Source organism: Pseudomonas sp. WS 5059 (assembly GCF_012985525.1).
Classification (GTDB): Bacteria; Pseudomonadota; Gammaproteobacteria; order Pseudomonadales; family Pseudomonadaceae; genus Aquipseudomonas.
The window spans coordinates 165,925-188,743 of the sequence record NZ_JAAQWO010000001.1; the positions used below are offsets into that span (position 1 = coordinate 165,925).

Here is a 22,819-nt window from a genome sequence, read left to right on the forward strand (position 1 = left end):
ATGAAAATCGGATGGGTGTTGCTGTTGAGCCTGCTGTTGGTGGGGTGTGACAAACCGGTGGCGGCGGGGGCAGGTGATGGGCCGGTGGCGTTCCATCCGGCGGATGAGTGCCATGTGTGTGGCATGGTGATCAGCGAATTCCCGGGGCCCAAGGGCGAGGTGGTGGAGCAGGGCGCGGCGAAGAAGTTCTGCTCGACCGCAGAAATGCTCGGCTGGTGGTTGCAGCCGGAAAATCATCATGCCCAGTCAAAGCTGTATGTGCATGACATGGGGCGCAGCCATTGGAATACCCCGGACGATGCCCACCTGATCGACGCCAAGACCGCCTACTACGTGCTCGGCACCGGGCTCAAGGGCGCCATGGGCGTGGTGCTGGCCTCGTTTGCCGAGCAGGCGGTGGCGCAGAAAGTCGCGGCAGATACCGGCGGGCGGGTGCTGCGTTTCGAGGAGATAGACCTGGCACTGTTGCAGCAGCCGAGTGGCATGGCCCATAGCGGTCATTGAGCCTGCCTCCCCCTGTGGGAGCGGGCTTGCCCGCGATGACGGCAGTTCAGTCAGCATTTCTGGCGGATGACACACCGCTATCGCAGGCAAGCCCCAATGCCGATCAGTTAAGCGAACGAAATGCTCAAAGCAGCGAAGATCAAATGTGGGAGCGGGCTTGTCGGATCGCCGCATCGCCGCGAAGACGTCGGCCCAGCAACCATTGATGTTGACTGACCCACTGCTTTCGCGAGCAAGCCCGCTCCCACAGGGGTATGTAGCTTCGCGCTCGCTCCTAGCGGTTGACCAATTTCGCCGGCAACGCAATCACCAGCAAACAACTGAGCAGCAGGCTGGCGGCAAAGAACCACATGGCCCCAGCGCTGCTGCCGGTGATATCTATCGCCAGGCCCATCAACGAGTTGCTGACCAGCCCGGCGATATTCGCCAGGGAGCACGCCAGGGCAAAACCGGTGGCCGCCGCAGTGCCGGTAAGGAAGGTCGCCGGCAGGCTGAAAAACACCGGCACCGCACCGAGGATCGCCGCCGAAGCCACGGCAAACAGGGCCACGGTGGCGATCACGTTATGGGTGAAGAACGTGCTGCTGGCCATGGCCGCGGCGCCCACCAAAAACGGCACGATAATGTGCCAGCGGCGTTCACGGTATTTGTCGGAACTGGCGCCGATCAGCAGCATGCCCGCCAGCGCGGCGACGCTGGGCAGGGCGGTGAGCAGGCCGATATGGAACGTGTCGCTGACCCCCGCGTTGCGGATCAGGGTCGGCATCCAGAAGCCCATGGCGTAGGCACTGAGCAGGATCGAAAAATCAATCCCGCCAAGCATCCACACCTTGAGGTTGAAGAACCCCTCGCGAAAGCGCCGTGGGCTTTGGCTGGCCTGGCTGTCATCGGCCTGCAACTGCTGTTGCAGCAGGGTCTTTTCGGCGGCTGACAACCATTTGGCCTGGTGATAGGTATTGGGCAGCGCCCAGAACGCCAATACCCCCAACAGCACGCTGGGCAGCGCTTCGAGCAGGAACAGCCATTGCCAGCCACGCAGGCCACCCACCTGGTCGAAGTGGCCCATGATCCAGCCGGACAACGGCCCGCCAATCACACTGGACAGCGGCAGGCCGATCATGAACAGCGCAATCACCCGCCCCCGGCGATGGGTGGGGAACCAGGTGGTCAGGTAATACAACACCCCCGGCAGGAATCCCGCTTCGGCGACGCCGAGCAAAAACCGCAGCACATAGAACTGGGTGGTAGAGGTGACCAGCAACGTGCAGGCCGAGAGCAGGCCCCAGGTGATCATGATGCGCGCGATCCAGATCCGTGCGCCGACGCGCTCGAGGATCAGGTTGCTCGGCACTTCAAACAGGATATAGCCGACAAAAAACAGGCCGGCGCCCAGGCCGAACGCGGTTTCGCTGAACTGCAACTGGTCTTGCATCTGCAACTTGGCAAAACCGATGTTGATCCGGTCCAGGTAGGCCGCCAGGTAGCAGAAGCACAGGAACGGAATCAGCTTCCAGGTGATCTTGTGGTACAGCGTGTGGATTGGGTCGGCGACCGTGGGCATCGGTGTGTCTCATGGGCAATGAGGAGGGCGGGGCGAATATAGCATTCCGTCACCGACAAGCTCTGTCTGAAAAGCGCCACTTGGCTGGGGTTGCTGTGCGAAAGAAGCTACGTTTAACGCTTCTAATAAACAGAGTATCCACGGATGAACTACCAACCCTTTACCCGAACCTTGATCGCGACGGCCCTGGTCCTGACATTCAGCGGTGTGCAGGCGGCCTCCCAGGCCCCGGTGGCCGGTGAAAACGGCATGGTGGTGACGGCCCAGCATTTGGCGACCCATGTGGGCGTCGATGTGTTGAAGGCTGGCGGCAACGCCGTGGATGCGGCAGTGGCCGTGGGATACGCCCTGGCGGTGGTCTACCCGGCAGCGGGCAATCTCGGCGGCGGTGGTTTCATGACCGTGCAGCTGGCGGACGGGCGCAAGACCTTCCTCGACTTCCGCGAAAAAGCCCCCTTGGCGGCCACCGCCGACATGTACCTGGATAAAGACGGCAATGTCGTCCCTGGCCTCAGCGCCAAGGGCCACCTGGCGGTCGGCGTGCCCGGCACCGTCTCCGGCATGGAGCTGGCCCTGAGTAAATACGGGACCCTCAAGCGCGCCCAGGTGATCGCACCGGCGATCAAGCTTGCAGAAAACGGCTTTGCCCTCGACCAGGGCGATATCGACATGCTGCACAGCGCCACCGAAGAATTCAAAAAAGACCAGGACCTGCGTGGCATCTTCCTCAACAAAGGCGAGCCGCTGCAGGTTGGGCAGAAACTGGTGCAAAAAGACCTCGCGCGGACCCTGCGGGAAATCTCCGCCAAGGGCGCCGATGGCTTCTACAAAGGCTGGGTGGCCAAGGCCATCGTCGACTCCAGCCAGGCCGGCAAGGGCATCATCGCCCAGGCCGACCTGGACAAATACCAGACCCGCGAGCTGGCCCCCATCGAATGCGACTACCGCGGCTACCACGTAGTTTCGGCGCCGCCACCGAGCTCGGGCGGCCTGGTGATCTGCCAGATCATGAACATCCTCGAAGGCTACCCCATGGCTGAACTGGGCTACGGCTCGGCCCAGGGCACCCATTACCAGATCGAAGCCATGCGCCACGCCTACGTCGACCGCAACAGCTACCTGGGCGACCCGGACTTCGTGCAGAACCCCGTGGAGCATCTGCTGGACAAGAACTACGCGGCCAAACTGCGCGCCGCCATCGAACCGCAAAAGGCCGGCGACTCCATGGCCATCAAGCCCGGCGTTGCGCCCCATGAAGGCAGCAACACCACCCATTACTCCATCGTCGACAAATGGGGCAACGCAGTCTCGGTGACCTACACCCTCAACGACTGGTTCGGTGCCGGCGTCAAGGCCAGCAAGACCGGGGTGATCCTCAACGACGAAATGGACGACTTCACCGTCAAGGTCGGCGTGCCAAACATGTACGGGCTGGTCCAGGGCGAAGCCAACGCCATCGCCCCGGGCAAGGCGCCCCTGTCGTCCATGAGCCCGACCATCGTGACCAAGGACGGCAAGGCCGTGATGGTCATCGGCACACCGGGGGGCAGCCGCATCATCACCGCCACCTTGCTCACCATCCTCAACGTCATCGACTACAAGATGAACATCCAGGAAGCCGTCAACGCCCCACGTTTCCACCAACAGTGGATGCCCGACACCACCAACCTCGAAACTTTCGCCCTGAGCCCCGACACCCAGAAAATCCTCGAAAGCTGGGGCCACAAATTCGCCGGCCCCCAAGACGCCAACCACCTGGCCGCGATCCTCGTCGGCGCCCCGTCCCTGGACGGCAAGCCCGTGGGCAACAACCGCTTCTACGGCGCCAACGACCCACGGCGCAATACCGGGTTGTCACTGGGCTACTAAGCATAGGCAGGGCAGGGGCGTGTTCTCCCAGACCGCCCCGGCTCTGCCCTACAGAAGAATATTTTTTGAAATCAAGGGGTTGCCAGTCCCAGCAAATGAGTACATAATTGCCGCCATTGAACGCGCTGAGACATAAAAAACTTCAATGTTTTCAATGATATAGAGTAGAGGCAAGCTTCACATAGCCCACTCAAGTTTATATGCGGTGAATGTCAGTGGTTTTGGCATTGATCGTTTGAGGCCGAGTAGCAAAATGGTTATGCAGCGGATTGCAAATCCGCCTACGCCGGTTCGATTCCGACCTCGGCCTCCACTCTTGAAAGCCCCGTAGATCAATGGTCTACGGGGTTTTTTATTGCCTAAGATTTGACGATCACTTCCGCAATTTTTCGGATCGCTTCCGCAACCCTATCTTTTTACTGTAAGCGCGCGTCGGTTTTGGCATCGCTTAGCGATACTTTTGGCACTCCTGTTTCGAGTTGCAATAACAAAAATTAGCGCGGTGATTGGCACTGCTACCTTTTTATCTAGGCCTATAGTCCAGCAAGCCAGCCGGGAGTTGCTGGCCGGTTCTCTTTGGATGGGAAATTTGCATCAGCGGGCCAATCGCGCAGAGCAAAGCGATATGCCTGAAGCTCTTGGTACTGCTCGCGGTTCAAGGTTGTGGTTCTTCCCGCCTCCAACTCGTCCCGGTATAACACGACCATAGAGTCCGTGCCCCTTACTTCACGCTCACACCACAGCCGCTCACGACGCGCCATTTCATCGTTGTTTGGCAGCGGTGGGTCAACAGCAACAGGCTCTCCCTTTGAATTGGCTTGAATGACTTTACCTTGGGACTGTGCGACTAGGAGTTCCAGGTACTTGTCTTGGGGTAAGTCCCGCAGTTCGGCTTTCGGGGGTAGCGAGCATTTCGGGTTCGGCACTTCAATTAGGGGCGGAACCGCGTCAGGGTCGGGGACGCTAATCAGTGGGCCCTCTGCGCCTTCATCTGCGTCACCAGGAGCCCAACCGGGATCAGTAACCTTGATTTCTGGCTGCTTCCACTTGGGATCAACTACCAAGATAGTCCGGGGGCCGTGAACCTCATCGGTATAGAACCCGACACTTTTTGAGTGAAAATAAGCGCTCATATTAATAACCCTCCGCTTCTACGATAAGTGTCAGCCCGTACTGCGGATTTAACCCCCATTCATCTACGCGCAAATTGCATCCTGTGCGGGTCAGGTCGGCATACGCACATGAGACGGTTGCCGGCGAACCATTGGTATGGAGAAACGAAAGTTTCACTGAATCAGCTTGCTCTGGAAAAGCGACAGGCCAAGCAACAGCACCCGCCCATGCGGTAGATACGTCACCAATGTAGATAGAGACCCGTTGCCGTAGCAGGCCGGTATCGGCGCATTTCCACCAGCCTGGAATACCCTTCTGGCAGGTGTTTTTCGGCAGGGTTGCTTGGGTGATGAAGTACACCGGCTGCTCATCGACAGCTCTCCTGAAGTAAGGGAGATTGATGTCTCCACCCCATAATCCAGCCACGCTAATCGCATCACGGGTGAGCTTTTGATTAAACCTCACATCCGACTGAGTTACGGAGTAGACGTCATAAATTCCATGCCCTACAGCGGTAGGCGGAAGCCCATCCAGGTCGGAAAAAGCGTGACGATGCACCCGGCGAGCAAGCTGCAAAATAGCGCCGGTCGAAGTCTGCATGAAGTAAGGAAGGTCCGGGTTATCCGAAATCAACCCTGCGTGAGATATCCAATCGCTGACAACTCGCTGCGATAAACGGACATCTGTTTGCCCAGTGGTGTAGGTATTGGACTTGTCTGCCTTCGTGTCAGGATTGAAGTTCGACGTCAGCCATAACGCACCGAGGTCAGTAACATCAACGGCGGCTTTTAACCCCTCCGCAGCCCAGGAAAGAGTAATGCGGTTTTCCGAACCGGCTGCAACAAAACCGGCTCGTGTTTCGGTCTTTGTAAAAACATCGCTGAGTTTGTAGCCATCGCGCGTTGTTGGCTTGCCACTCAAGCTATCGAAGGTGTGCCCGTGAGAAGACAGTGACAGGTTAACGATATGACCCGCAGAGCCGTCCGGTTCCTTGAACCTAAAATACGGTAAGGCTGGATCTCCGTTCACCACACCCGCCGCCAGTATGCTGTCTGCGGCAACCCGCTGATCGAGCATGTCATTGGTCTGGCCCTTGGTGTAGACGTTTTGGATACCATAACCGTCCACGGTATTCGGCTTGTTTGACAGCTTGTTGAAATCCGCAGCAGCGCTAGCCAAAGCAGCCACAGCCTGTAGCACCTGTGAGTCATCATCGGCGCGCAGGGAGATTCCGGCCCCTAAGACAAGTGCAATCAGTTCCCGCTGAATGGTGTTAAGCCAATCGGCTTTAAGTAACGTGGCAGCCGCACCAGCCGCTGGATTGCCTTCGGTCCATTCGCCGCTCTCCGTTGCGGTATTGGTGCTATCTCCGATTTTCTTCATGGTTGGTCTCCGTAACCGAACAGCAAAATGGACTCGGCGGGCTTCATCTGGCCCAGCCGACATTCCAGGGCTCTGTTGCCCCAGGCGGATAAAGGATCGCCAGCGCCCGTAGCACCCGCCCTGGCGTAGCTGACAGTCACGGCCGGGGCGTTAACTCGCCAGGTGAAGTCCCAGTCACCACCGTTGATGGGATCGCCAGCTCGCGCTATGCCTGCTCGCGCTGGCCGGAATGTGGTGATGGTGATGTCGTAGCCCAGGGACTTAGCCAGGGCTATAAAGAAGGGTTTACTTTGACCCGCTCGGCCAGGCAGCTTGCTAATAACGGCCTGTACACGTTGGCCGACAGTCTGGGCTTGGCCGACCAGGCAGGGGTCTGGCAAAGCCAGCACCCGCTCCCAATCGGCAAGCCCTTCGCCGGAATCGGGAAAAATGGTGTTGTAAACCATGTTTGCCTGGGCGTCGGCCAGATCCATGGCATTGGCTTCGGCCTCGATGGTGGCTGACAGGTAAGGCGCCGACCCGTCGTAGGAAACAGGCGGCAGCAGCAACCGGAGCTGATCGGCGAGCGTGGTCATTCCAGCAGGCCCAAAGTGATGGTGCCGGGGCGAATCCATCCGATAATCGCGGGCTCATCGGATGCTTTGACGTTGCCGACTGGAGTCGTGACAGCACGGTCCAGGACGCCCGCAAGGTTGTTGAGCATGGCCTCGACCTGCGAGCGCTTGAGGGTGTCTCCGGGTTTCAACGCGCCCAACAGGGTGTTGTAGGCCTTTTGTGCTGCTGCCTGCACGTCGGCCATGGTGAAGTCAGGGGCCAGTTCAATTTTGGCGACCGCGTTGACGGTGCGGATAGTTGGCGCGTAGACCCATACGTCAGCGATGACTGAGCACTGGTTTTGTATATGTGCCAGGCATGCCGCGATAACTTCGGCCGAAGGTTTACCGGTGCTGGCCGTGATAACAACGTCAACGGTGCCGCCCCCTCTGCGCCTGGGGATAGGCAGTGCACCGGCTACCCCGTCGACCTCTAGCGCCCAACGACGGTAGTCATAGGCCGCACCACCGGCCGGGGGCGACTGGATGATGTCCAGGTAACGCGCCAGCAGGGATTCGATTGTCTCCCGTTCTTCGCCGCCCGTGGTCTTGCCGACAAAAGTAGCGGCCGCGTCCATGCCCAACGGCGGACTGGTTAGCACCAGGGCGCCTGTCAGATCGTTGAGTGCAACACCAACAGTTTGAGCCTCTACCAGGACGGAGCCAGTGCCATCGGTGCCAATCTTCGCGCTAGCTTTGGCGGTGAACAGTTCGCCCGTGACAACGTGCTTTAAGGTGGCACCGAGCAGCAACGGTACGCCGGGCGCGCCTTTGAGGGCAGCCGTACCGGTGGCCGCTACGGGGTCTTTTTGTAGCACCCCCCTAAGCGCGGCCGCGTGGACCAGTTCCTCTTCGTCGGCAGTGTCCGGGAAAATCTGGCGGTATACCCAGGCCAGCTTCTGATACAGCCCTTCAATAGCCGAGGCCACAGCGGCCGAGCGTACATAGTTGTCGCTGTCGGGGCCGATATCGGCTTCGGCTTGAAGGTTGCGAATGTCGCGCAGGATGCCGCGCAGAATCTCGTCCAGGCCGGGAGCGGTATAAGCCATGTCAATTCACCCTTACAGGTTGGCGAAACACCTGCGGATTGCCGGTGGCGTCGGTGATGTCAATTTGAAGGTTGAGCCAGCCGTTGTGGGGCTGCTCGACGGTGATGGTGATGTCTTGGGCGCGGCCGTCATCGAGCAGCGGCTGGAGCGCTTGCTCGGCGTATTGCTTGGCGAGCTTGCCGACCCGTGGCAGGTCTTTGGAGCGTTTCAGCTCATGCAGGCGGGAGCCCACGGTGGTGTCTTTCCACCAGGTGCCGAGGGGTGTCATGAGGCGGATATAAACGGCGTTGCCCAGCGTATTGATACGCTGGCCCGTCAAGTCGCCAGTGGTTGGGTTTATGCCTGCGTCCATAGGTTGGCATAGTGCTTGCGCGCAGGCGGGTAAGGATATTTCAGGGGCGTTTAAGGTTATTGCTGCTGACCTGGTGCTGGCCCACCGCCGTGGTTGTGGCCGTTGTAGATCAGCCGATCTGCCTGCATGGTCCGCTTATGGTCAGCGATATCTCCCGCAGCCTTAACGTCCTCGCTCATTTCGACCAGGGGCGTTTCAAAGCGCACCTTGGTCTTGGCTTTGACTACCAGGGTGTCTGTTTCCACTTCGATCAACCGGCCGCGCTTCATGTGGATGTAATCACCCTCATCGGTGTACAGCGATACTTCGCCGTCTATGAGGGTGATTCGATAACGCCCGTCCTCACTGGCGACAACGACCGTGTGTTTGCTGTTGCCCCCCACGGGGATGGCAAGAAATTCCGCACCAGGTAACGGCGCCGAGCTGAACCCGTAGTGCTGCATCAGTTCGCCGGAAACCGGCTCGCCCGCCAAGCCTTCCATTTCGATGCCAATTAACGTGCCATGGGTGTTACGCGCCGCCGTACCTCGAAAAGCCTGGCGCACGTTGCTCATCACCCTACTGACCTGATCACGCACCAGGCGCGCCATATTGCTCATTAGAGCCCCTTAATCATTTCGATGAATGCCGCGTCCGGGTCAGCCTTCTTACCTTTGCCCTTGCGTTTCTTGGTTGGATTGCCATCCAGCACCCACAATTTATCTTCGCGCAACCGCAACTCGGTGATGCGCCCTTCACTGCGGGTCAGGCGCAATGTGCGCGACATCAAAAAGTAGGTCGCGTCCAATCCATGGGGCTCGCTACGGACGATGACGCGCTGGCCGGGACTCCAGACCTGGCCGTTATCGGCACGGTGGCCCATCACCACTGCGCGGATCTCGAAACCTTCCAGACGACTGTCGGCCAGCAACTTACGTCCGCGAGTGGTCGCCATATCCTGGTTCTCGCTGGAGCTATCAATGACCACCTTCGGCCGGAAGATCCCACGGCGGGCCAGGGTTTCGTCCTGGATGACCGAACGTAGGTGGGCGCGCTTGCTGTCCAGGCCGTCATTGTCGTACTGCCCATGCTGGCCCAGGACGGTGATCTGGCTGTACCGATTGGCGATGGAACGCCGCACACTAAGGCGCTGCACGTTATTGCCGACACCGTCTTCGCGCATGATCAGTGTTCCTACTGGCGCCGCGTTGTAATCCGGCCCGCCAATGATCAAACGCCCGTCAGGCTCGACCCACGGCCACAGTCCATTGGCCTCGGCAACCTGGAGCAACGCCTCCCACGCACTCTGGCCCGGCTCGATCTGCACACGGCGCCGGGTCTTGGCCTGAGCGGCGCGGATCTCGAACTGGGTAATGCCCAGCGGTTTGACGACCTGGTCCAGGATTTGTGCGAGTGTGGCTTCGCGCATAGAGACGAACGGTGCCGAACAATCGACCAGGGGCGCCGCACGGTCCCGGCCTGTGATACGCATCGAGATACCCTGACGGGAGATGTCGTGTTCAAACTCGTCTACTTGTCCCGTCAGCACGCGATCCTTGCCCAAGGTCAGCGAGCATGGCGCCCCCTCGGCCAACACGCTGGGCAAGCGGGTGGCATCCTTGGTGTACAGCTCCAGCTCGAAACCATCAGACGCGATCAACAGGTCAGATTCAATCGACCAGCCGTCCCATTCTTCATGGGCCAGGCCACCAATTGATAAGCGTATGGATTCTTCCAGGGCTTTATTTGGCGTAGGCACGCAGTACCTCCCCGGCTTCTATGTTGTGGGGCGCTTTCAGGCCGGGATTGAGGCGGATCAACTCGGCGGCACGGGTATGGTCGCCGTACCAGCGGTGGGCCAACAGGCGCAGGCTCGCTGGGGTTTCGACCACACGCTCAATCATGGGCGGGCTTTGCAGGATGACCTGGCGGGCGCGGGCCTGAATCAATGCGGCGACGTTGCGCAACGCCTCAATGATCGGCCGGGCAATCTCCACGTCGTACAGGTGACGTTGCAACAGGATGGACGACTGCACCAGGGACCGCACCAGGTTAACCAATCCCTCCAGCTCTAGTGGGCTCAAGGTCGGTGTTTCGGCTTCGTCCTCGATGACGGAAGCCACCGCCTGCGCATGTGCCAATGCCAGTTCGGTGATGACCAGGACTACCAGGGCGAAACCGCTGGCGATCACCGGATCATCCGGCATGCCATTTGGCAGTAGTACCAAGCCGGTGCCGGTGTTACCTGGCACGCCTTCGACCAGCAACTCGACGGTCGGCGCCACGCCTTGGCGGGCACCGATCAAAAAGCCACTACCGGCACGGGCGGCGTCGGCTGGCAGGCTGGCACTGCCAGGCAATGCCGCGGGCACACCAGATCTGGTAAGCAGCGCCGTCGACGAACTGGGGGTACTGCCTTGGATCGCTGCCCGGATCTCGGAGGGCGTGCGCATCAGGTCCACCAGCGGATCAAAGGCCCCCGACGGCCGTTTAGCCATCGACCCAATGCCAGACACCACACCGAGGATCTGCGAGCGCAATTGTTGCAAACGCAGACCGATGCCCGGCAGGCCCAGGGCCTTTTCGATCAGGCGAACCCAGCCGCCACCGATCCACGATTGAATCTCGCCGACCAGGGAGTCAATGCGCCCGAACAGATCAAAGATGCCATCCTGCCAGGTGTATTCGTCTTCAAGCCCCAGTATGCCGATATCGACGAACTCAAATTGCCGCTCGAAAAACGGTGCATCGGGTGTGTCCTCGACAAACAAGATGCTGATCTCGGCATAGTCGGGACGCTCGGCGTGGTGCTTAACTTCGCCGGTGTTGCTGACGACATTCAGGCTGCCATAGATCGGGTGTATTAGTTCGCCCGTACCTGGAGTGTTTAGGGTGCGGAGGATGTTCTGGAGTTCGATCTCGTAATTGACGCCGAACACCACAACTTGCATGGGAAAGCGTCGAGCGCCACGGCCCAAGTCTTTGACCCGGTCGCCATCCTTGAATGGTGTCCCATGCTCTGACAAAGCGCGCTGCCATTGCATGCTTTCGCTTTCGATCTGGAGCGGGACGCCGCGAAAAGAGGCGTCCAGCAGGTTCTCTGCCCAGCTCATCCGCCGCGCCTCATCTGAACATTGGTTCGGCGCTCGACCTCGGCCTGGAACATGTGTGAGTCAGTACGAACTTCAATGACCAGTGGTTGAGCGAGCAAGGCCCGCAATCGTTCCTCGGCGGCTTGTGCGGCAGGATTGGCACCGGCTGCACCAGGTGCAGCGCCATTGGGACCAAAGCCCGGCATACCAGAAGCATTACCGCCTGACAGTGGAGTAGCCAGGCGCTGGGCTTGGGCAGCCAACCAGGAGGACGGCTGGCTGGTGCCAGATTGCGACATCATGTCCCGCAGTTGCTGTTGTGCGGTGAAGGTTTCGGCACCCGCAGCCAGGGCGCGATTGGCGATACCTTGCGCCCAGGTGTTGGCGCCGTTGACGGGCAAGCCCGATGCAGTCAGGCCAGTTTCATGGTGCGCCAGGCGCTGGGCTTCCGCGGATAGCCAGTCAGATGATTGGTCGGGGTTCTGATCGGCCAGGGCCATACGGTTACGGTAGAAGGACGTTTGGTAGGTGCGCTGTTCATCGTTCAAGAGCTTACTGCGCTGGGCTGCATCCAGTCGGCCCTCATCTGTTGCTGTCGCACTTGCGCCACCGATCTGGGTGGCAGTCGCACCCAACGCCAAAGGGGCAACCCATGGGGCCACAAATCCGCCTGGCTTGCCTTTAGTCTTGCTGGAGTTGGAACCATTCGGCAGATCTGGTCCGCTAATGCCCCCCAGAGAAGCAGCAGGCCAATTGGTAACAAATACAGATGTAACACCCGTGGCTTCTTCCAGCACCTTACCCACGGCAATACCCTTTAAGGTTTCGGGGCCACCCATGAACTTGTTAAGCAACGCACCTGCACCCGCTTTGGCGCCGCGACCGGCGTAGTATCCACCGACGCCCATGGCGGCACCACCGGCAAGCATTTGCTCGCCGGACAGGTTCAAGTCATCGAGCAGGTAACTACCAAAATCGGCAAATCCCTTATTGAGAGGTCGCGCCATACGATCAATAGCTTGGCCGAGAGTCGCTTTCATGCGGGAGCCCACAGCGGTTGAGCTGTTAAGGTTGTCAGCCAGGTCTTTTTCAATAACACCCTTTGCGTTGTTGATGTCGCCGGTACTGGAAGCGAACTGCTCCAAACGATTGCCAGTCATGAAAGCGTTAACACCTTTTTGGGTGTCCTGGTCCATCTTCCCAAAAACAACACCCATGAACTTCGCACGATCACGATCCGTTTTGAGAGCGCCGTACTTCTTTTTAAGGTCTAAGAAAACATCTTGAGTGTTTCGGGTTTCACCTTGTTTCCCGAAAAAATCCACACCTGTTGTTTTAGTGACATTCTGTCGATAACCATCATTGTTAAATGCCCGCAAAGTTGACTGCGCGAGTGTGCCCAAGCGTTCCGGCTCCAATTCAATCAGCGACAGCGTTTCAACAAATGAAAGCGACTGAGCCAAACTCATACCGGCTTTCTTGGAGTCCGCACCAACTTTAGGAAAGATGCTCGAAAGATTTTCAAGTTCGGCGTTACCCAGTCGCCCCGCGACAATCATTTTTTGTAGCAAGTCGAGGGCAGCTTCTGGCTGTGCCAAGTCGATATCGAACGCACTTGCGCCCGTTACCAATGCCTTTGCCAATATCCCGGAATCGGCTCCGGTAACCGCCGTAGACTGAGCAATAGCCTCGGTACTGAGCTTTGCTTTGTCGTAGGAGAGACCGCTCGCAACTAAAGTGTCAAAGCCTGTTTGTACCTGTTCGCGTTCAATGCCGTAGGTCTTGGCAAGGCGCCATTGATCGTCGCGCCACTCCTCCCGCTGCTCGCCGCTCATACCTGCCGTTTGCTGAGTTCGGATCAACTGGCGGTCCAGTCTTGCGCTACCCGTAACACCTGACACTACGCCGATGCCAACCCCCAACCCGGCCAGTTGCCCCTGCATACTGCCGCCCAGTCCCTTGATGCGGTCGAACTCCTGGCGCACGCCCATCGCAATGGTTTTCAACGTGCGCAGGCTACGGCCGCTGTTCTGAGCCATTCGCCGAAAGGACGTTTCTGTCCGATCAACACTCTGGCGCAGTGGCTGCACACCTTGACGATCAGCACCCATAAGCTCGGTTTTGGCATCACGCGCAGCCTTACGGGCGGCGGTGGCCATCTCCTTGAGTTCGGCGGATGTCTTGCTGACCTCGATGCGCGTGCCGGAACCTGCCTTCGCGGTTTCGCGCATGGCACTACGGATGGTTTTATAGCTATTGGCCCCGACCTGGCCCACTTTGGTGATGGCCGAGGATGCCTTCCAGCTTTCATCGGCCAGGGACTTTGCCCCCTCTTTACCGGCTTTGCGTAAGTCACGGTTGATCTGCTCGATCTCACGTCGACTGTTGCCCGCATGGGCCTGGAAACGGAGCGCGACGCGCAGATCGGACATGGGAAACTCCCGGAAAGGGTCTTACAGGAATAGGAAAGGCCCGGTATCGAGCCTATCTTTTTGGTTTCGGCAACGCTTTGCGCTGGCGCTTGCTGACGTAGCGGGTGCCTTTGACCTTGCCGATGATCAGATCAATACGGGCATCAATTTCGGCCCTGGTCATCTGGCGCAGCTCTTCTAGTCGGTAGCCGTGCCGGACGAAGGCGTGTTCGATTCGCCGCCAGTCGGCGTTGCCGCGCTCGGCGGCGCGAGCTTTTTTTCCAGCTCGGCATCGGCGTCGGCGATGATGGCCAAGTCGCTTTCGGTCAACTCGCCCAGGAGCAATTCAGTTGTCAGCGCATCGGCGGGGATCTCGCCCAGGGACAACAACTGACGGCGATAGACCTCCAGGGTTATCAGTTGAAACGGCGCGCCAGGATGCAGCTCCTGCGCGGCGACGAGGTCGCCCGCAACAGGAACGCGCAAGGTAAAGGTCTTGTGACGCAAGCCGGAGTAATAGACACCCATCGTGAGTTCGCGGGTAATGCTCAGACCTTCCCAGCGCTTACTTGATTGCTCAGTCATTGTGTTATTCCGTGTAGTAGTTGAGAGCAGCAATGGTCAGGTCGCGGGTGGCTTCACCTTCTACCTGGTACTTACTGCCGAGTTCGATCAATGAGCAGCCAGTCCAGGTTTCACGCATACCGCCGCCGTCCTGGGGATAAATCGTCAGCTTGGCATCCAACAGGGCGCGCCAGTCCGGCTCACCATTTTTAGGAATAGCCACCGAGACTTTCAGCTCGTGATCTTCAATGCCCTTTGCCGTGCCGGTTGGACGGCCGCTGCGATTCATTGTCTTGACGATCTTGCGCCCGGTCTTGAGGCTCGGCTCGACGCTCACTACCTCATAGTCGGTGCCGTTGATCTCCAGGACGATCTGCCCTACATAGTTATCAGCCATCTAAAATCACCTCTTACAGGAGCAGGTCGATGCGACCGGCGAATACATGCAGGCCGTTGACGACGTCGACAGGAATGGTGCAGTTAAGGCGGTTTACGTCCTGGGAAGATCGCTCGACCACCAGCCCGGCCGCATTGGCCTCGACTTCTTCGACGATCTCCAGCTCCTGCGCCTTTAGCAGCACGTCCAGCAGCTCGCCGCGCACTGCTGCCGGGGTCTTTTTCGACAACTTTGAGCGCGGGAAGCGCAAGCGGATGCGATCACGGCACGCCATACGGATGTAATACAGGGTACGGATGGTTGTCAGATCCAACAGCGACACATCTGTGGCTCCCGCCGCAGACTTGGTGTAAGTGGTCACTGCACGGACGATCTGGATAATCTCACCAGGGCCAACTTCAAGTGGAGTCACACCGTTAGCTAAGGCGGTTTCCTGCTCAGCGCGGCCAAGTCGTTTACCCATAGGCGGAACTTTAATTCCTGCAACCTCCAGGGTATTTAGTGGCCGCGCAGGATCTTCCTCGGAGGCGATCACAGCAGCGTATGCTGCGGCGACCTGACGGGCAGTCGATTCCGTGCCAGGCAACGACGCCAGGCTGATAGCGCCAGAGTTCAAGGACGTAGCCAACGTAGTGGCTGCGGACAAACTGACGGTATTGGCTGCCACACCAATGATGCCTTGCTGCTCCATCGAGCTGGTCCAGGTCTGAATATGCGTTCGCAATGCAGTGAGCGCAGTCTGGCTGTACCAAGCAGGAACCAGAATGGTAAAGCCCCCCATGGCCGTAGCGTCCAGCGCCGCCTTGATATCGGGCTCGGCGTCACCTTCAACTACCACACCCACGGCGGAGATAGAGGCGTAACGGTAGGCTCTGATAAAGGCTTCGGCCATTTCTTCGGCCACAGTTCCACCGAACAAGTCTTTGGCCTCTGGCGAGCTGTAGAACGGCCTCGGGACATTTGCCTCAACTGTCGCCCCATCGCCAAGCGGCACGATTAGGCACACGTTCTGTTTGTTAGTCGGCAGGTTGCGTACAGCCAGGCGGAGGTTGAACTCCATGTAAACGCCCGGCTTGCGAATCGACGCCGGGATTGTTTCAAATTCGATGCTCATTCAGCGGATTCCTTTGCAGGTTGTTTGGCACCAGCACCCAGTTTGTCGGCGAGCATCAATTCGCACGCTGCCAACCGGCGCCGGTAGTAGGAGGTATCCGGGACATCAACAGCCTTGGCGGTTTCGATGTACTTGTACGGATCGTCTTCCAAGGGCACCCGATGACCAGGTGCAGCTTTAACGCGCATCACACGTCCCTCAGTTCGATGTTGTCGGTGGCCACCGGGTTGGGGTTGTCCGATGGGGTGTGGTAGTTCAGATCAACGCCCAGGAAATCGGGCAGGGCCTCTTTTGGTTTTTCCCAGTCCAATTCGATGTTGAATGACTGGCCCAGGACAGAAAGGTGGTCACTGGCAAACTTGCCGTTGACCAGGTTGGAAAGCTCCATCGGTTTGATGGCTGCGCGGCCCTTCCAAGGTTGCCAATCAACCAGTTGGTGCATGCAGGCTTCCCACAGCGCGTAGGTGCCAACATCCTTGTCAGTTGTGCCGCGCCGCGTTTCCTTCTCCCCGCGAGGATGGCGAGCCGCAATCACCAGGCGAAAAGTGATACTTATGCTGTAGCGACCCTGAGCTTTGGGCCTGATCATGGCCTTGGGTACCATCAGCAAAATCGAGGGACAACGCTTGAGCAATTCAGGCAACAGATCAGGGTCGCCCAATTCGCCGCCGTAGCTCGCCACGCGCAAGCGAGGCAGGTTTTTGCTCAACTCATTGAGTCGGCCTTCGATCAAGTCTTCCAGATCGCCCAGCATCACAAGTCCCTCAAAGTCCTGCGAGTCATCAGCCGAGGCTGGTGGCTGATCTGGAAACCAGACTGCCCACCATCCGAAGCCCCACGTTCCTTGTCTTCCCTGGCAAGGGTCTCCAGGCGCTTGATCACGTCCTTGTAAAGCACCCGCACGGTCGACTCTTCCTTGCCTGCGTCGTCGTACAGGTGATAGCGGGCGATCTCGGCCAGGTCATCCGTGACCCATGCAGGGGCATCCTCTCCAGACGCACGGAACCGTAGGTAAAACGACACTTCGCTACGCGCCCGTGTGACGGCGTCGGCGATCCTTGCTAACGTCGCAACAGCAGTAGCTACGTCCTCGGACGGCCATTCGTCCAGGGGCTGACCAGCCGCCGCCGCTACCAACAAATCAGAGGCGATTACGCGATCTGTATCCGGGGTCGCGACCTCTGCGATATCACTGGCGCCAAATCGGACGATGAGTTGGCTGGCGGACGGTAGCGAGAGGTTCATTTACCTTTGTCCTCGGCCTCTGTGTTTTTGGATTTTCGGGTTTTCGCTGGAGGTTTTGCGGCCTCTGCCTTGGCCGCTTCACGCGCCAGCTCTTCCAGGTTGGCCTCTTCCCAGAGAGCATCGAGTTCGATGTCGGCCGCGTTCAGTGTCTCTATGTCCTGCTCGATCACAGGGGAAGTTGCCCCTGGTGCCGGACCGTTGAATACAAGCCGACCTCCGATAACGGGCGCGCTGCCGGATAGAACCACTGCATCACCCAGAGCTGTAGCGTTTGCTTCAGTCGCCTGCGACTGAGCGTTTTGGGCGGCGTTGGACGTTTTCTGTAGGTCGGCTTCCTGGAGGCTTTCATCGCGGCGGTCCTGTACCTGGTCGGATTCATCCTCTACATAAGCGAGGACCAATTGAGGCTCTTTGCTGAGAGCCTTTAATTGTTCTTCCGTGAAGAAGTCGTCCGGGTATGGGGTTGGCTGGCTAGAGTGCGCGATGCCGCAACGGCGAAAACCGTCGCGCTTTGAGGTGATAACGATAGTCATAACGCCCCCTTATCCCAGCCAGCTCGGCGCCAGGATTTCGGCGGTGCCTGCCCATTCGTTTCCGCTGTTGGCATCCTTCACCAGGAGCTTGCGCGCAGCGCCTTCCAGCGGAGACGGCACCACCAACAGACCGGGGTTTACGCCGAGTGGGCGACCACCGTCAGCATGGAAACCCTTCATCGCTGCACGCGCTGCGGCGTAGCTCTCTGCGTTGAGGGGTGCTTTTGAGCAGAACGCGAACTGCCAGAAACCGAAACCGACGTTCGCACGAGCATCGACGCCATAGCGGTATTCATCGCGCATGAAGACATTTTCGTCGTCCATGCTGGTCATGGCTTTGAGGTCGTACTTACGACGCAGTTGGAAGATGATGGGCTTGATCGCCCGGCTGACATCGAGCAGATACCAGGCTGGGCCTTCACCGTCCTGGTAGTTGCTGACGGAGATTGCAGTGCCGGTGCCGTCAGTATTCGGGTAGACCGGGTGATCGGTGTCGAAGAAGTTCTGGCCGTCATAGCACAGGGTGGTCAAGCCAGCTTTCAACAGACTGAACACCAACTCGTCCGGGTGCGCAGTAGACGCCCGGCCCATCTCGGCAAACAACGGCTTATAGACGCCGATCTGGTCATCTTCGATGGCGTCACGCGGCACGCCCACGGACGACTCATACTTCTTGTTGGTGATCGAATAGCTGTGCGCCGCCATGTTTTTGAGAACACGGTCGCCGATCCACTCGCGAAAGTTCGGGAACTGCCCCAACCAACCATAGGTGTTGCTGGCCGACGTCGACGGCACGGTCGTGGCAATGCGCGCCCAATCGGTCGGCGTGGCTGCCTGGGCATTTTGAAACTCGGCCCGGTACGCGGTGAACAACGCGGCCAAGGTGCCAGAAGTAATGATCATGAATCGCTTCCTTTATATAGAGGGCGTTACGCCTTGCCCTTGATGAAGTCCGCTTCGCTCATGTCCAGCAGCTTGGCGACGTGTTGCTCTTCGGAGTTGAGCGCAGTGGTGGTTTTATCGTGCTTGCGCTCGTCCAGGTTGGAGGGGGCAGCAACGACCGGCGCCGCGTCGACGAATGCCTTAAAACGCGCCAAACCGGTTTCGTCCTGGCAAGCGGCGCGGTGATAGTCGGCCGTAGCCGGGGTTATTTTCCCGGCCTGGGTGGCCGAGGTGATCAGCGCATCAACTTGCTTGTTGTGTGCGGTTTTCTTCTGATCGGCCAAGGCTTGCTCGGCATTGGTGGCTCGTAGCAAAACGCCGTCGTAGTCCGCCCGTGGCATGAACTGCTCAAGGTTGGGTTTTTCGGTGTTCGTCGCTTGCGCGGTTGCTTTGAGTTGAGCCGTGGCCGCAAGGGCCTGTTCTTCGGTCGCCGTTGCAGGCAGGCCGAGTGCAGTCAGAAGCGCAGGTGAAAGCGTCACAGGCGTGACCTCCGTGTTTTCTTGATTGAGGGCGGTCAGCAGGAAGTTGGGTTTATTCGTCAGGCCCGCGCTGACCAGGCGAGCAATACGGGTGGTATCTGGGTCGAAGTCGAAGACAGGAGAAAGGAAGCGGTATTCTCGATTGATAACCTGCTCGGAGGCCCGAGGAGTCCAGTCAACCAGGCCCCACAGGGCGCCGTTACGCAGCTCCAATTGCTTGATCCAGCCAGCCGCTGGCGCGGATTCGCCCTTGCTCGCGCGGTGCTGGGTGGCGTGTTCCCAGTCAATGGGCAGGTCGATAGCACGACCGTGGAAACTGGATTGCACCAATATCCCGGCTTGTTCGTCGAACAGCCATTGCCGACCATCGCGGCCGGTGACGTTGGGACCTGGAGGGATTAGCTCGACCCACTCCGGGGCCTTGCCGTCAGAGACGGTGGCGGAAAGGTCGGTGTTGAGGGCGAGTTGAGTTTTCATGCCGCCATTGTTGGCGGCATCTTAGATAGGGGATATTTCAGGAAGGTTTAAGGTTTTCTCTAGCTTGGTGTCGCGCGTTGACTTCAGCTATCAGTTTGCCGATCGCTTCTAGTACTCCTCCGAGTGCATCGGCGCTATTTATCACCACCGATTCCCCCGGCAGTAAGGTCTCTACAACACCGAGGTTGTCATCATCCATTATTACTTGCACAACGGGCTTATTGCCTAGCTGATGCTTCAAATTTTCGAGCTTGGGCGAATCTAAGACTTTTCCATTCCTATACAAAACAACCGCGCATGTTGAGTACATGTTTTTATCACCACGAGTCAACACGCCTTCACCGGGGGCTGCACCACACTTAATTAATTTGGCATGCAATTGTTTTTGGATCAACTCAAGCACGCTATAGGCGTGACCACTCTGATCGAGAAAATATGTGTCGCACACATGTCCACTCCATGTTCTGTAACCGTACACCCCTGGCGTGAGATCATCATCCGACGAACAAGCCTTAACAAATATAGAACCTACACCGCTGATTTCTTTTTCAGTTACAAAGCCTTTAGCTAAAAGAGTGGTCACAGAAAGACGGTGCGCACTTCCTTCAGAGTACTTTAATAAATAGTCCTCGGAGCTTAAAGTCCCGTTGCCAGCGCTTGCAATGATCGGGTTGTTATTTATCACATAGAGCCGCTTAAGAAGATCCAAATCCTCCCAAGCTAAGTCTTTTAGCGCTAGAGTGAAATATCTTCTTAGCTCAGTACTGACTTTTTTTGACGCTATCGCCCTTGTTAGGTTCGCGTACGCTGTGGTTTTCTCGTCCTCGATATCAGCCAAGCAAGCATTGAGAAGCGCATGATAATTGGCTTCCTCAATCTCTCCAGCTAGAAGTTCCTCATCTACCATATCGTCGCGACAGAGAAGTTTCTTATGAAACTCATAAATACGTCTGTCATCCCGCGCATGTATGTAACCTCGAAGCTTTCCTAGGCTGAGCTTTGAAAACTCATACGCAGCTCCTGGAAGGACGGCTCCAGCTGCGCCTATCCCCGCTGAGATTGCAATATCCGCAATTTTTAATACTGAGGAAGTCGCTTGGCTTTTTGAGATGCCTCCAATGCCTTTAGTGATTCTGTCCACATTCAGTCCTTTGCGATAATGGTTCATGGGCGGGATGCGCCCAGATTATCACTCAGAGGCGATCTAACGCGGGTCTAACGCTATCTTGTGACCCGACAAGCGGCGGATGCACCCTTAGAAGCCTATCGCCTCACCTGTGAGATTCTGCGGAGTCATCCAGTTACCGGTTCCATAAGGTATTGCTGAATGATATGTAGCACCTCTGATTCGTCGTCAGCCGAAAGACCCAGATACTCGCGTGCAGGGATATCACCCCAGGGAATAGACCGGCCTTTACCTGTCTTCCCTGACGCTCCTTTCTTCTGTCCAAACTGGTGGACCGCGCCATAGGGGCGGTCTGTACCGAAGGCCAGCTCCGTGCTGGTGACTTGTTTGCGCAGCGTGTCCTGGAGCGTGCCTTTCTCTCGCAGAATTCCGGGGCCTTTCTTTCTGGCGAGAGTGACGGGCGAGAGTGGCGCCCAGGGCGAGCCATCCGGGGCCACCTTTTGTCTAAACCTCTCATCGGTGGATATCTGAAGGTATTCACCTATGTCATTGAGCGGGGTTGTCAGGTCGCCCAAGCGGTCGGCCAAGTCGTCCAGTGCCTTGCCGACCTGGCTGGTATCTAAGGTGACATCGAGCATTGCACCTGCCACGGTTCTCTCCTACTATCAGTACATCCCATCGGATGAGCAGCCCCTGTCAGGGCCTCCATGCCTACATCCGGGGCGGCCCCGGCGTGACAGCGTCGGGGCTTTTTATTGGGGGCGGCGATACAACCTAACGCCGAGGCGCAGGTCATCCAGGTAGTCTTCGCTGTCAGCAACAAAGCCCGTTACACCATCCCAGCCATCATCGCCTACTTCAAACACAGCCAGCGCAGGTGCTGGGCTGCCCTCGACTTCAAAGCGCGCAAGGTAACGGCGGCGAACTACCGCTTTTTGCTGTGCATAGAGCCATTCCAAGCGAACCCAAATTTCATCAGGCTCACGCAACGCCTGAGCAACAAGGAGTAGCGTGCGCTCGCGGCCACGCTTTTGTACCTTCAAGGCACCTGTGCGCTTGACTGTGAACATATCGCGACCAATCACCACAGAGTCACCGGTCACATCCTTGAACAAAGCTGGCGCGCTTTGTTTGGCACCGAACTCGGCCAGGAAGCGATCCACGTATACATCGTCGGTCAAACCCGATGGCAGCAACTGACTGGCAGGAACGGAACGCGGTGCTGGCAGTGCATCGCTGGCGCGGCGATTAGGCAGGCCTGCCGCGTGAGCGCTGGCGGGCTTGCCCTCAATTTCAGGCAGTGGATCATGCGCCCGCAAAGGAGGGACCGCGCCGGAAAGTTTCGACTGACCAGGTGCATATTCGAAGCCTGGGTCAATTCCCTTTGGCACACGAACAGTTCGCGGTCCTTCAGGGCTGTTCTTGCCAATGACCCTGTCTTCCCACTCGATGGCGGGCGCCGAGCCAACTGTAAGCCCCATCCGCTCTACGTCTCTGGCTGAGACCATGAACTTTTTGCACTTGCAGCCCCAACCATTTTGCGGGGTATGGGTTGCCCACCATGGGTCATCGAGCGGCAAGGTAATACCGTTCCAGGACAAGTGCATCGGCCGAGGGTGAGCGCTGTCACCGTGGCGATAAACTGCATATGGACGACGCTTGCGCAGTTCAGGGTCAGCCATCTGCGCTTCGCGCCCGGCGTTATAGGACTGCCGCAAGTTGGTTTCCCAGATGACATTAGTCCGCCATCCACGGCCGCCTTTGTACTGCCAGCCATTTTTGTTCACGACCAGATCAAAGTCCTTTCGGAACTGTTCCAGGGTGGTGCCACTTGCAATGGATTTCTCTACCGCACCGCGTAGATCTGCAAGTAGATCCCGTTTAACAGCCCCCGCGATGACAAAGGCATAGTCATGTTCAGAGCCGTATACATCCGTCCAGGAACGCGTCGGTAGATTGGTCTTGCCATTGAAATAGTCGATCTGTTCTTTGAAGGGGAGTGAACCCTGGGAAGCGGCCATGTCTCAAACCTCTGC

Annotated in this window: 24 protein-coding genes and 1 tRNA gene; 3 read left to right on the forward strand and 22 right to left on the reverse strand. The window is 58.1% G+C overall.

Annotated elements, in window-relative coordinates:
* Positions 1-504, forward strand: a complete 504-nt coding sequence (locus tag HBO12_RS00680) for a nitrous oxide reductase accessory protein NosL (RefSeq protein WP_169957071.1) — start codon at positions 1-3, stop codon at positions 502-504.
* Between the two features lie 274 nt (positions 505-778).
* Here HBO12_RS00680 and HBO12_RS00685 read toward each other — a convergent pair whose 3' ends face one another.
* The gene (locus tag HBO12_RS00685; protein ID WP_170041099.1) at positions 779-2,065 is read right to left on the reverse strand and encodes an MFS transporter; all 1,287 of its coding nucleotides are present in this window, start codon (positions 2,063-2,065) and stop codon (positions 779-781) included.
* Positions 2,066-2,209: 144 nt separating this feature from the next.
* On the opposite strand from HBO12_RS00685, the gene ggt reads away from it, so the two are divergent.
* Positions 2,210-3,934 carry a gamma-glutamyltransferase gene (gene ggt / locus HBO12_RS00690; RefSeq protein WP_170041101.1) on the forward strand — a complete coding sequence of 575 codons (1,725 nt, stop codon included), beginning with the start codon at positions 2,210-2,212 and terminating at the stop codon, positions 3,932-3,934.
* Between the two features lie 239 nt (positions 3,935-4,173).
* Positions 4,174-4,247: transfer RNA gene (locus tag HBO12_RS00695), tRNA-Cys, on the forward strand.
* A gap of 220 nt (positions 4,248-4,467) precedes the next feature.
* Here HBO12_RS00695 and HBO12_RS00700 read toward each other — a convergent pair.
* The 21 genes from HBO12_RS00700 to HBO12_RS00800 all read right to left on the reverse strand — a co-directional run bounded on the left by HBO12_RS00700 (position 4,468) and on the right by HBO12_RS00800 (position 22,804).
* Positions 4,468-5,067 (reverse strand): pre-mRNA-splicing factor CWC21, encoded by a 600-nt coding sequence (locus HBO12_RS00700; RefSeq protein ID WP_178123657.1) that lies wholly within the window; start codon positions 5,065-5,067, stop codon positions 4,468-4,470.
* Between the two features lies 1 nt (position 5,068).
* A complete protein-coding gene (locus HBO12_RS00705; RefSeq protein ID WP_170041102.1) occupies positions 5,069-6,430 on the reverse strand; it encodes a hypothetical protein in 1,362 nt (453 codons plus the stop codon).
* A complete protein-coding gene (locus tag HBO12_RS00710) occupies positions 6,427-7,005 on the reverse strand; it encodes a YmfQ family protein (protein WP_170041104.1) in 579 nt (192 codons plus the stop codon). Before HBO12_RS00710 ends, HBO12_RS00705 begins: the two co-directional genes overlap by 4 nt.
* Positions 7,002-8,072 carry a baseplate J/gp47 family protein gene (locus HBO12_RS00715; protein ID WP_170041106.1) on the reverse strand — a complete coding sequence of 357 codons (1,071 nt, stop codon included), beginning with the start codon at positions 8,070-8,072 and terminating at the stop codon, positions 7,002-7,004. Before HBO12_RS00715 ends, HBO12_RS00710 begins: the two co-directional genes overlap by 4 nt.
* Before the next feature lies 1 nt (position 8,073).
* Complete coding sequence (locus HBO12_RS00720; protein ID WP_078472673.1) at positions 8,074-8,424, reverse strand: phage GP46 family protein; 351 nt, start codon at positions 8,422-8,424, stop codon at positions 8,074-8,076.
* A 56-nt stretch (positions 8,425-8,480) separates the two neighbouring features.
* Positions 8,481-9,023, reverse strand: coding sequence for a phage baseplate assembly protein domain-containing protein (locus tag HBO12_RS00725; RefSeq protein ID WP_170041108.1), 543 nt, complete (start codon positions 9,021-9,023; stop codon positions 8,481-8,483).
* Positions 9,023-10,162, reverse strand: a complete 1,140-nt coding sequence (locus HBO12_RS00730; protein WP_346343177.1) for a phage baseplate assembly protein — start codon at positions 10,160-10,162, stop codon at positions 9,023-9,025. Before HBO12_RS00730 ends, HBO12_RS00725 begins: the two co-directional genes overlap by 1 nt.
* The gene (locus tag HBO12_RS00735; protein WP_170041110.1) at positions 10,146-11,516 is read right to left on the reverse strand and encodes a DNA circularization protein; all 1,371 of its coding nucleotides are present in this window, start codon (positions 11,514-11,516) and stop codon (positions 10,146-10,148) included. Before HBO12_RS00735 ends, HBO12_RS00730 begins: the two co-directional genes overlap by 17 nt.
* Positions 11,513-13,927, reverse strand: coding sequence for a phage tail tape measure protein (locus HBO12_RS00740; RefSeq protein WP_170041112.1), 2,415 nt, complete (start codon positions 13,925-13,927; stop codon positions 11,513-11,515). The genes HBO12_RS00735 and HBO12_RS00740 overlap by 4 nt, the downstream gene beginning before the upstream one ends.
* Positions 13,928-14,104: 177 nt before the next feature.
* Positions 14,105-14,491 (reverse strand): hypothetical protein, encoded by a 387-nt coding sequence (locus HBO12_RS00745; RefSeq protein WP_099170538.1) that lies wholly within the window; start codon positions 14,489-14,491, stop codon positions 14,105-14,107.
* A gap of 4 nt (positions 14,492-14,495) precedes the next feature.
* Complete coding sequence (locus HBO12_RS00750) at positions 14,496-14,867, reverse strand: phage tail protein (protein WP_170041113.1); 372 nt, start codon at positions 14,865-14,867, stop codon at positions 14,496-14,498.
* Between the two features lie 13 nt (positions 14,868-14,880).
* Complete coding sequence (locus tag HBO12_RS00755) at positions 14,881-15,981, reverse strand: phage tail sheath C-terminal domain-containing protein (RefSeq protein WP_170041115.1); 1,101 nt, start codon at positions 15,979-15,981, stop codon at positions 14,881-14,883.
* Entirely contained in the window at positions 15,978-16,169 is a 192-nt protein-coding gene (locus HBO12_RS00760) for a hypothetical protein (RefSeq protein ID WP_170041117.1), read from the reverse strand. Before HBO12_RS00760 ends, HBO12_RS00755 begins: the two co-directional genes overlap by 4 nt.
* Positions 16,169-16,735, reverse strand: a complete 567-nt coding sequence (locus tag HBO12_RS00765; RefSeq protein WP_170041119.1) for a phage protein Gp37 — start codon at positions 16,733-16,735, stop codon at positions 16,169-16,171. Before HBO12_RS00765 ends, HBO12_RS00760 begins: the two co-directional genes overlap by 1 nt.
* Positions 16,735-17,226 (reverse strand): phage protein Gp36 family protein, encoded by a 492-nt coding sequence (locus HBO12_RS00770; RefSeq protein ID WP_170041120.1) that lies wholly within the window; start codon positions 17,224-17,226, stop codon positions 16,735-16,737. Before HBO12_RS00770 ends, HBO12_RS00765 begins: the two co-directional genes overlap by 1 nt.
* Complete coding sequence (locus tag HBO12_RS00775) at positions 17,223-17,759, reverse strand: HI1506-related protein (protein WP_170041122.1); 537 nt, start codon at positions 17,757-17,759, stop codon at positions 17,223-17,225. The genes HBO12_RS00770 and HBO12_RS00775 overlap by 4 nt, the downstream gene beginning before the upstream one ends.
* Before the next feature lie 9 nt (positions 17,760-17,768).
* Positions 17,769-18,662 carry a Mu-like prophage major head subunit gpT family protein gene (locus HBO12_RS00780; RefSeq protein ID WP_170041124.1) on the reverse strand — a complete coding sequence of 298 codons (894 nt, stop codon included), beginning with the start codon at positions 18,660-18,662 and terminating at the stop codon, positions 17,769-17,771.
* A 26-nt stretch (positions 18,663-18,688) separates the two neighbouring features.
* Positions 18,689-19,657, reverse strand: a complete 969-nt coding sequence (locus tag HBO12_RS00785; protein ID WP_170041126.1) for a phage protease — start codon at positions 19,655-19,657, stop codon at positions 18,689-18,691.
* Between the two features lie 37 nt (positions 19,658-19,694).
* Positions 19,695-20,798, reverse strand: coding sequence for a hypothetical protein (locus HBO12_RS00790; protein WP_170041127.1), 1,104 nt, complete (start codon positions 20,796-20,798; stop codon positions 19,695-19,697).
* Between the two features lie 152 nt (positions 20,799-20,950).
* Positions 20,951-21,421, reverse strand: a complete 471-nt coding sequence (locus tag HBO12_RS00795; protein ID WP_178123658.1) for a phage virion morphogenesis protein — start codon at positions 21,419-21,421, stop codon at positions 20,951-20,953.
* Positions 21,422-21,535: 114 nt separating this feature from the next.
* Complete coding sequence (locus HBO12_RS00800) at positions 21,536-22,804, reverse strand: PBECR2 nuclease fold domain-containing protein (RefSeq protein WP_170041131.1); 1,269 nt, start codon at positions 22,802-22,804, stop codon at positions 21,536-21,538.
* Positions 22,805-22,819 lie beyond the last annotated feature (15 nt).